This is a genomic window from Stenotrophomonas sp. STEN014 (assembly GCF_056760315.1).
Genome location: NZ_JBRREN010000005.1, coordinates 294,594 through 302,882, shown reverse-complemented (window position 1 = coordinate 302,882; position 8,289 = coordinate 294,594). Strand labels below are relative to the sequence as shown.

At 62.0% G+C, this 8,289-nt stretch carries 8 protein-coding genes and 1 tRNA gene; 6 read left to right on the top strand and 3 right to left on the bottom strand.

The window, feature by feature from the left end; genetic code table 11:
- Positions 1-200 precede the first annotated feature (200 nt).
- The 4 genes from ACVOMC_RS09655 (at position 201) to ACVOMC_RS09640 (ending at position 3,681) form a co-directional block, all read left to right on the top strand.
- Positions 201-274: transfer RNA gene (locus tag ACVOMC_RS09655), tRNA-Gly, on the top strand.
- A 172-nt stretch (positions 275-446) separates the two neighbouring features.
- Positions 447-1,322 carry a 30S ribosomal protein S6--L-glutamate ligase gene (gene rimK, locus ACVOMC_RS09650; RefSeq protein WP_481523756.1) on the top strand — a complete coding sequence of 292 codons (876 nt, stop codon included), beginning with the start codon at positions 447-449 and terminating at the stop codon, positions 1,320-1,322.
- Positions 1,323-1,676: 354 nt separating this feature from the next.
- Entirely contained in the window at positions 1,677-2,354 is a 678-nt protein-coding gene (locus tag ACVOMC_RS09645) for a response regulator transcription factor (RefSeq protein WP_054657328.1), read from the top strand.
- A complete protein-coding gene (locus tag ACVOMC_RS09640) occupies positions 2,347-3,681 on the top strand; it encodes a sensor histidine kinase (RefSeq protein ID WP_481523755.1) in 1,335 nt (444 codons plus the stop codon). The genes ACVOMC_RS09645 and ACVOMC_RS09640 overlap by 8 nt, the downstream gene beginning before the upstream one ends.
- An 86-nt stretch (positions 3,682-3,767) precedes the next feature.
- Here ACVOMC_RS09640 and coaE read toward each other — a convergent pair whose 3' ends face one another.
- The 3 genes from coaE to ACVOMC_RS09625 form a co-directional block, all read right to left on the bottom strand.
- On the bottom strand, positions 3,768-4,379 hold the full coding sequence (gene coaE / locus ACVOMC_RS09635; RefSeq protein WP_481523754.1) for a dephospho-CoA kinase: 612 nt from the start codon (positions 4,377-4,379) through the stop codon (positions 3,768-3,770).
- A gap of 239 nt (positions 4,380-4,618) precedes the next feature.
- Complete coding sequence (locus tag ACVOMC_RS09630; protein ID WP_481523753.1) at positions 4,619-5,482, bottom strand: prepilin peptidase; 864 nt, start codon at positions 5,480-5,482, stop codon at positions 4,619-4,621.
- Positions 5,483-5,489: 7 nt separating this feature from the next.
- Positions 5,490-6,749, bottom strand: coding sequence for a type II secretion system F family protein (locus ACVOMC_RS09625; protein WP_481523752.1), 1,260 nt, complete (start codon positions 6,747-6,749; stop codon positions 5,490-5,492).
- A 532-nt stretch (positions 6,750-7,281) separates the two neighbouring features.
- Here ACVOMC_RS09625 and ACVOMC_RS09620 point away from each other — a divergent pair.
- Entirely contained in the window at positions 7,282-7,632 is a 351-nt protein-coding gene (locus ACVOMC_RS09620) for a prepilin-type N-terminal cleavage/methylation domain-containing protein (protein ID WP_481523751.1), read from the top strand.
- Positions 7,633-7,809: 177 nt separating this feature from the next.
- Positions 7,810-8,151 (top strand): type IV pilin protein, encoded by a 342-nt coding sequence (locus ACVOMC_RS09615; RefSeq protein WP_481523750.1) that lies wholly within the window; start codon positions 7,810-7,812, stop codon positions 8,149-8,151.
- Positions 8,152-8,289: the final 138 nt, after the last annotated feature.

The window sequence follows — 8,289 nt, the reverse complement described above, 5'->3', positions numbered from 1 at the left end:
ACCCACCCACCCCCTCGCAGCTGCCGGTTGTTTCTGCCCCTTTGTTCCCCCCCCTCGGTTGTTTTGACCGACCCCCGGGGGCGTTCCCGCTGGGGGGGGGGGGGGGGGGGCCCCCCGCCTTCCTGTTGTCCGAAACCTCTCATCCAGGGGCGTTGCCCGTTGCGCTGCAGGGGGCGCCGCGCATAGACTTGCCGCCTGATGCGGGTGTAGCTCAATGGTAGAGCAGAAGCTTCCCAAGCTTACGACGAGGGTTCGATTCCCTTCACCCGCTCCACTGCGCCTCGCGCAGCCGTTCCTGGCATAAGGCGCCACCGGCGCCGACCTTTCTGTTCGATCTTCTGTTTGTCATCGCGGCCTTGCGCACAACGGGTTGAAGACATGTGTCCGGCTTCATCCGGGCATGCAGTCGCGCGCTATGCTGCGCGCCTTTCCCCTGCATCGCCGCGATGAAACTCGCCATCCTCTCCCGCAACAGCAAGCTCTATTCCACCCGGCGTCTGGTCGAGGCGGCGCGCACACGTGGGCACACGGTGCGGATTCTCGATCCGCTGCGCTGCTACATGCGCATCACCGCAGGCGGTTTCAGCATGCATTACAAGGGCAAGCCGCTGACCGGCTTCGATGCGGTGATCCCGCGCATCGGCGCGTCCATCACCCGTTATGGCACCGCGGTGCTGCGCCAGTTCGAGATGATGGGCACGCGCACCCCCAATCCTTCCGACGCGATCCTGCGTGCCCGCGACAAGTTGCGGGCCCACCAGCTGCTGGCGGCCAAGGGCATCGACATGCCGGTGACGGTGTTTGGCGACAACCCCGACGACACCGATGATCTGCTGTCCATGCTTGGGCCGCCGCCGCATGTGGTGAAGCTCAGCGAGGGCACCCAGGGCCGCGGGGTGATCCTCACCGAGAAGCTCAGCGCGTCCAAGGGCACGGTCGAGGCCCTGCGCGGCCTGTATGCCAACTTCCTGGTGCAGGAATTCATTGCCGAGGCCCAGGGCGCCGACCTGCGCTGTCTGGTGGTGGGCGACCGCGTGGTGGCGACCATGCGTCGCCAGGCCCAGGAGGGTGACTTCCGCTCCAATCTTCATGCCGGCGGCACCGGTGAGCCGGTGACCAGCAGCAAGGCCGAGCAGCTGGTCGCGGTGCGTTCGGCACGCGCGCTCGGGCTGGGGATCGCGGGTGTGGACCTGATCCGCTCCGCGCGGGGGCCGCTGGTGCTGGAGGTCAATTCGACCCCGGGACTGGAGGGCATCGAGAGCGTGTCCGGCCGGGACGTGGCCGGGCAGATGATCGACTACGTGACCCAGCTCAAGCGTTGACGACGCGCTGCGATTTGTTTGCATGGTTTTAACAACGCTTTAATCCACCCACACCTACGCTGTTGCCACTGTACCCAGCCCTCCTCAGTGGGTCCGGTGATCGGGAATCTTCAGGCCCTGGCGGTTTTCGTCAGGGCCTTGTTTTTTGTGACAGGAAGGTTCTTGTTGGTGGCGCCAGCGACTGGGTACAGTGCGGAGGTGTGGCGGCAAGGTACCAGGGGCGAGTTAGACTGCGGCACTGGATGGTCGATGAATGAGGGTCATCAGGTGGTATCAGTCAGCGCTTCGATACTGAACCAAGCCAGCGCCTTCCTGTCGAACAACCCATTGTGATCCCCAAAGGGGCATTTAACCGTGCGAATTCTTGTAATCGAAGACAACAGCGACATCGCCGCCAACCTGGGGGATTACCTCGAGGATCGCGGGCATACGGTGGACTTCGCCGCCGATGGCGTCACCGGCCTGCACCTGGCGGTGGTGCATGATTTCGACGCGATCGTGCTCGATCTCAACCTGCCGGGTATGGATGGCATCGAGGTTTGCCGCAAGCTGCGCAACGATGCCCGCAAGCAGACGCCGGTGCTGATGCTTACCGCACGTGATTCGTTGGACAACAAATTGGCCGGGTTCGACTCTGGCGCTGACGACTACCTGATCAAGCCGTTCGCGTTGCAGGAGGTGGAGGTGCGGCTCAATGCGCTTTCGCGTCGTGGCAAGGGCACGCACACGCGGGTGCTGGACGTCGGTGAGCTGGAGTACAACCTCGACACTCTGGAAGTGCGTCGCCAGGGCAAGCTGCTGCAGCTCAATCCCACCGCGCTGAAGATTCTGCAGGCGCTGATGGAAGCCTCGCCGGCGGTAGTGACCCGGCAGGAACTGGAAACCCGCGTCTGGGGCGAAGAGTTGCCCGATTCGGACTCGCTGCGTGTGCATATCCATGGCCTGCGCGCGGTGGTGGACAAGCCGTTTGACGTGCCGATGATCCAGACCCGTCACGGCATCGGGTACCGCATCGCCGCTCCCGATGCCTGAAAGTGCATTGCCTGAGCCTGTCCGCAAGCGGGGGCGCTACCGCCGTCGTCTGCGCAGTCGCATCATTGTCTCGTTCGTGCTGTTGGGCTTCTGTCTGACCGCGCTGTTCGCGTTCGCCACCAACTGGGCGCGGATGCGGGTGGAAAACCAGCTGGTCGAAGATGTGATGAACCGGAACCTGGATGCCTCCTGGCAGAGCTACATCCAGAGTGGTGGACGCGATGTGGTGGCGCCGGTCCAGCAGATGCGCGCGTTCCTGTTCCGGCCGGACAAACTGGAGGGCCTGCGCCGGGACTATCCGGAGTGGGAGCATCTTGAAGATGGCATCCACAATTTCAGTGGCCAGGATGCCGAGGGCAATCCGTTCTCCTACAAGGTCGGGGTGCGCAAGACCGACGATGCCTGGTTCTTCATCGCCTATGACATGGGCCAGGCGTTACGCGGCGAGCAACAGCTCAAGCGCGCGCTGTTCCTGTCGGTGATCGTCTTCAGCCTGCTGTCGTGGGTGCTGGGCTGGTGGTCGGCATCACGGGTGATGCGGCCGGTCTCGGATCTTGCGGCGCGCCTGCGGGCCTATCGTGGCGGGAACCAGCATCCCGAGCCGCTCGCCCCGCGTTTCCCCGACGACGAAGTGGGGCAGCTGGCCGAGGCGCTGGACGACTATTCGGCGCGCCTGACCGAGGTGGTGCAGCGCGACCGGGAGTTCAATGCCGATGTCAGCCATGAACTGCGTACGCCGCTGGCAGTGATCCGCGGCGCCACCGAGCTGCTCCTCTCGCGGCCCGGACTGGATGAGAAGGTGTTGCAGCGTCTGCAGCGCATCCAGCGCGCCGAGCAGCAGTGCAGTGACCTGATCGGCTCACTGCTGCTGCTCTCGCGCAACGAGCGCGGGCAGGGTTGCAGCAACGTGGCGCGGGTGGGTGAACAGTTGCTGGAATCCCATCGTGCGCAGCTGGGAGGCAAGCCGCTGGAGCTCAAGCTCGAAGGCAATCGCGAACTGGTGGTGGATGCGCCGGAATCCGCGTTGTCGGTCGCGCTGGGCAATCTGGTGGGCAATGCGGTGAAGTATTCGCAGGAAGGCCAAGTGCTGATCCGCGTCCTGGACAATGCCGTCGAGGTCATCGACAGCGGTCCGGGCCTGAGCGAGAAGGATGCGGCGAGCCTGTTCCAGCGCGGCTATCGTGGTACCCATGCCGGCCATTCGCAGGGCGGTGGTATCGGCCTGTCCATCGTCAGTCGTCTGTGCGCCCTTTACGGATGGCAGGTGCAGATCCGGCCGGGTGAGGTGCGCGGGGTGATTGCAACGCTGACATTCACGCCGGGCTGAGCGGCTTCCGGCGTTGCCGTGTACGGCCCGAATGGGCAGGCGGGAATGCGATGCGGCTGAAGCCCGGTACTGCGTGCGGGAATCGCCTAGCGCTGCGCAAGTTGCCGATACAGGCGGTCCAGCTGTTCCACCTGGGGTTGCAGGTGTTCGGGTGTTCCCTCATTGACGATGATGTCATCGGCCAGTGCCAGCCGCTGTGCGCGGGTGGCTTGGGCCTGGATCATGCGCTGCGCGAGCGCTTCGTCGATGCTGTCGCGACGGCGCAAGCGTGACAGCTGGCAGGCCTCGGGCGTGTCGATCACCAGAACGCGGTCCAGCCAGGGATAGCTGGAGCGGCCGCCGGCCTCGGTCAGCAAGGGGATTGCAGCAATCGCATAGGGGCTTTCCGCCGCTTCACAGAGGGCTTTCAAGCGTGCGCGTATCGCCGGGTGGGTGATGGCTTCAAGCGCCCGCCGCTCTATGGGATCGGCGAACACGCGCCGGCGCAGCCAGGCGCGATCAAGGCTGCCGTCGGATTGAAGTGCCTCGGGGCCAAACCGTTCGACAATCTCCTCCAGCGCCGGAGTGCCCACGGCAACGACGTCGCGCGCGGCGATGTCGGCATCGGCCACGGTGATACCAAGGGCCTCGAAGCGGCGACTGACTTCACTCTTGCCCGAGGCGATGCCTCCGGTCAGGCCAACGATGAAGGTGCTCATATGCGTGCCCGCCGGAACTGTTAACAGTGTAGGAGCGACGTGAATCGCGACAAAGGGCATTACCCGTAGCGACGGGGCCTCACCCGCGGTGGGTAACCGGCCTGCGGGACCCTCGGCTGCAAAGCTTCCGCAGTGCCGGGCAAGGCCCGGCGGGGAGCTTCCCCGGCCATTCGCCTCTGCTCGATAAAGGCAGAGGCGATGGTCCCCACATCGCCCACTTCACCCACAAAAACAGAAGATCAGGCCAAGCCGGCAATGCGCATATAGCCGTCAATCATCTGGTCGCCCCACATGAAGACCAGCCAGCCGGCAATCGCGAGGTAGGGGCCGAACGGGATTGGCGTGGCACGGTCGCGACCGCGCGAGTACAGCCAGATCGAGCCCACAATCGCCCCCACCAGCGAGGACAGCAGGATGATCGGCAGAATGCCCTTCAATCCACACCAGGCGCCGAGCGCGGCCAGCAGTTTGAAATCGCCATGGCCCATGCCTTCCTTGCCGGTGATCTGCTTGAACAGCCACCACACCGTCCACAGCGACAGGTAGCCCACCGCCGCGCCGATCAGGGCAGGCTTGGCCGGGATGTACAGGCTGTCCATGCTGCCGATCAGGCCCAGCCACATCAGCGGCAGAGTCAGTTGATCGGGCAACAGCTGGGTGCGCAAGTCGATGCCCGACAGTGCCACCAGGAAGCAGCTGAGCACAATCGCGCCAAAACCCTGCCAGCCGAAGCCGAACTGCCAGACGCTGGCCAGCACCATCAGTGCAGTGACCAGTTCCACAATCGGGTACTGGATAGAGATGGGAGCCTGGCAATGGCGGCACTTGCCGCGCTGGATCAGCCAGCTGAACAGCGGAATGTTCTCGTACCAGCTGAGCTTGTGCTTGCAGTGCGGGCAGTGCGATGGCTCGACGACGATCCCCGGCGGCGGCGGCTCGTAGATGTCCGGCTCTTCCAGGATCTCGCGCGCATCGCGCTTCCACTGCCACTCCATGCGCCTGGGCAGGCGCAGGATCACCACATTGAGGAAGCTGCCGACCAGCAGCCCCAGCCCGGCGGCGAGGGGGTAGCCCAAGCCGGGGTTCTGGTCGAGAAATGCCATGAATCAGTTATCCAACGGTGGAGGCGAGTTTGAAGATAGGCAGGTACATGCCGACAACCATGCCACCGACTACGGTGCCGATGAAGACCATGATCATTGGCTCCAGCAGGCTGCTCAGCGCATCCACCGCGTTGTTCACTTCCTGCTCGAAATACTCGGCCACCTTGAACAGCATCGTGTCCAGTGCGCCGGCCTCTTCGCCGATGGCGGTCATCTGTACCACCATGTGCGGGAACAGGTTGACCTGTTTCATCGCCATGTTCACCGGGTAGCCCACCGAAACGTCATCGCGCATGCGCAGTACGGCGTCCTCATATATCTTGTTGCCAGTTGCGCCAGCAACAATACCGAGGGCTTCCACCAGGGGCACACCGGCCTTGAACGTGACAGCGGTCGTCCGGGAGAAGCGTGCAATGGCACTGTTGTTCATGATCTGGCCGATAACCGGGACCTTGAGAATGATGCGGTCAAGTGCATGCTGCATTTTGGGGGAGCGCTTGTACATGAAGCTGATGCCGCCAACGGTCAGAACGACCAGTAGCAGGATCGCCCACCACCACCCAACCATGAAGTCGGACGCAGTGACAATCATTTGAGTAAATACGGGCAGGTCGGTGCCAAAACTCTTGAAGATGTCTTCGAACTGGGGAACGACCCAAATCAAAAGGATCGAGCTGACTAGAAGGGCGACTGCGATCACCATCGCTGGATAGAACAGGGCCTTTTTGATCTTGCCCTTCAAGGTCTCCAGGTTTTCCTGGTAGTTGGCGATGGTCTCCAACACGGTTTCCAGCACGCCGGCACCTTCGCCGGCGCGCACCAGGTTGCGGTACAGCTCGTCGAACTGCACCGGGTGCTTGCTGATCGCTTCGTACAGCGACGAGCCGCCTTCCAGATCCGCGCGGATCGTGCCCACCAGCTTGGCCATGCGCGGATTCTTGTGGCCACCGCCGATGATTTCCAGCGCGCTGACAATGGGCACGCCGGATTTCATCATCGTCGCCATCTGGCGGCTGAAGAAGGCGATGTCCTTCGCTTTGACCGCGTGGCCGGCAGCGCCGAAGAACGGTTTGGGCTTGGGTTTCACCACCGTCGGATTGATCCCCTGGCGGCGAAGCTCTGCGCGGAGCAGGTTGACGTTCTTGGCGTCCTGCTCGCCTTTCATCTTGACGCCGCGCTTGTCTGTTCCCTCCCAGACAAACGGCTGCATCTGGCTGGTGCTGCGCGCAGCCGGCTCTTTGGCGATCGCGTTACGAGTTGCGGACATGTTTCTGGGCTCCCCAGCCAGCCCTCCCCGGGCCGGCGACCTTCGCATGGTATCCGTATCGGCCGGCTGCGGCATCCTGTCTGCCAAAATAGGCGAAGCCCGTCACGCCGGCAGGCTCAACGTCGCTCCTTGTAGAGCTGGGCAACGCCCCCCCCGAACCTTTCCCGGCAATGCCACCCGTCGGACTTCGCCTTGCACTACGAGGGCATCATCTGTTTGAAGAGCGGTGCTCTGGCTCGCTTGAGCCTTCCTGGTGATATTGGCTTGCCGGGAGTTGCCGGCACTACCTTGCGTCCGTAGTGTTGCTGGCATGTGGCTTTGTTCGTCACAAGGTGACGTACCGCGTCACTTTGCGGGCCGGTTCGCACTACGTTGATGCGGGGCTTCCAATCTGTGGCGTTGCTGCCATCATTGTCACGGGGAGTAGGAGCGCTGTTCAGATAGTTGGCATGCAACCTGCTTTGTAACCCCATGCGGGGCAGGCCTGGTGCCTGCAACCATGTTCACAATCCAACCTCTAGGGGATGTACTCATGAAGAAGCAGCAGGGCTTTACCCTGATCGAATTGATGATCGTGGTCGCGATCATTGCCATCCTGTCGGCCATCGCACTGCCGGCCTACAACAACTACCGTGTCAAGTCGGCCGACAACGCCTGCATGGGCGAGGCCAAGGCGTACATGAACTCGTGGGTTTCTGCTGTGAAGGGTGGAATGGATACCCTGCCGGCCTACACCGCGTCTGCTTGTGAGGTCGGTACCGCGCCAGATGAAGCCAATGCTGAGAATGATCCGGTCGATTACGAAGCTACCTTTACTGCTAAGGATCCGGGCGGCAAGGTCGTTGAATGCTCCGAGCAGACTGCGACCTGCCAGTTCCAGTAATGCTAGTTAAAGATTGATGAAACAAGCCCCGTTTTTGCGGGGCTTGTTTTTTGGCTTTGTACACGAGATTACTAGTTGATCAATGGGTACTTGGGTCAGATGGGCGAGATCAAGATTGGGTCGCTTTGATTCGCTTTTACTGTCGTTACTAGTGAGTATTGCTTTTGAGGGGGGGGTATGTCGAAAAATGTGCGTGGGTTTACTTTGATTGAATTGATGATTGTGGTGGCGATCATTGGAATCCTGGCAGCCATCGCTTTGCCAGCCTACAATAATTATCGCAAGAGCGCTGCGGAAACGGCCTGCATGGCCGAAGCCAAGGCCTACGCCAATAATGCATTAGTAGTGCTCTACGGAGATGAGACGCCGCCAGCGGCAGTTACCAGGGCATGCGCGACAATCACTGGCGGTTCGGCTATTGGGGTAGCTGTGGAGGCGACCCCGCAATCACCCGGTACCCGTACGGTCACCTGTCAGATGGATGGCGCCGGCAGTGACGGTAGTTGTGTGCTGAATTGATTGGGGCTTGCTTCTAATGAGCGGGTGCCTTTAATGCATATGCAATGGATCGATCTTGTGCTTCGGTGCCGGCGCGAGTAATCCCTTCCCTCCTACAGCTTTGTTGCTGTTTGACGGGTAACGGGTAAAGTGAATGGG

Excerpts from the sequence above, each read along its gene's own strand:
- coaE (WP_481523754.1), bottom strand. The coding sequence starts at position 4,379 with ATGAGCACCTTCATCGTTGGCCTGACCGGAGGCATCGCCTCGGGCAAG.
- ACVOMC_RS09615 (WP_481523750.1), top strand. The coding sequence starts at position 7,810 with ATGTCGAAAAATGTGCGTGGGTTTACTTTGATTGAATTGATGATTGTG.
- ACVOMC_RS09630 (WP_481523753.1), bottom strand. The coding sequence starts at position 5,482 with ATGGCATTTCTCGACCAGAACCCCGGCTTGGGCTACCCCCTCGCCGCC.
- ACVOMC_RS09640 (WP_481523755.1), top strand. The coding sequence starts at position 2,347 with ATGCCTGAAAGTGCATTGCCTGAGCCTGTCCGCAAGCGGGGGCGCTAC.
- ACVOMC_RS09625 (WP_481523752.1), bottom strand. The coding sequence starts at position 6,749 with ATGTCCGCAACTCGTAACGCGATCGCCAAAGAGCCGGCTGCGCGCAGC.
- rimK (WP_481523756.1), top strand. The coding sequence starts at position 447 with ATGAAACTCGCCATCCTCTCCCGCAACAGCAAGCTCTATTCCACCCGG.
- ACVOMC_RS09620 (WP_481523751.1), top strand. The coding sequence starts at position 7,282 with ATGAAGAAGCAGCAGGGCTTTACCCTGATCGAATTGATGATCGTGGTC.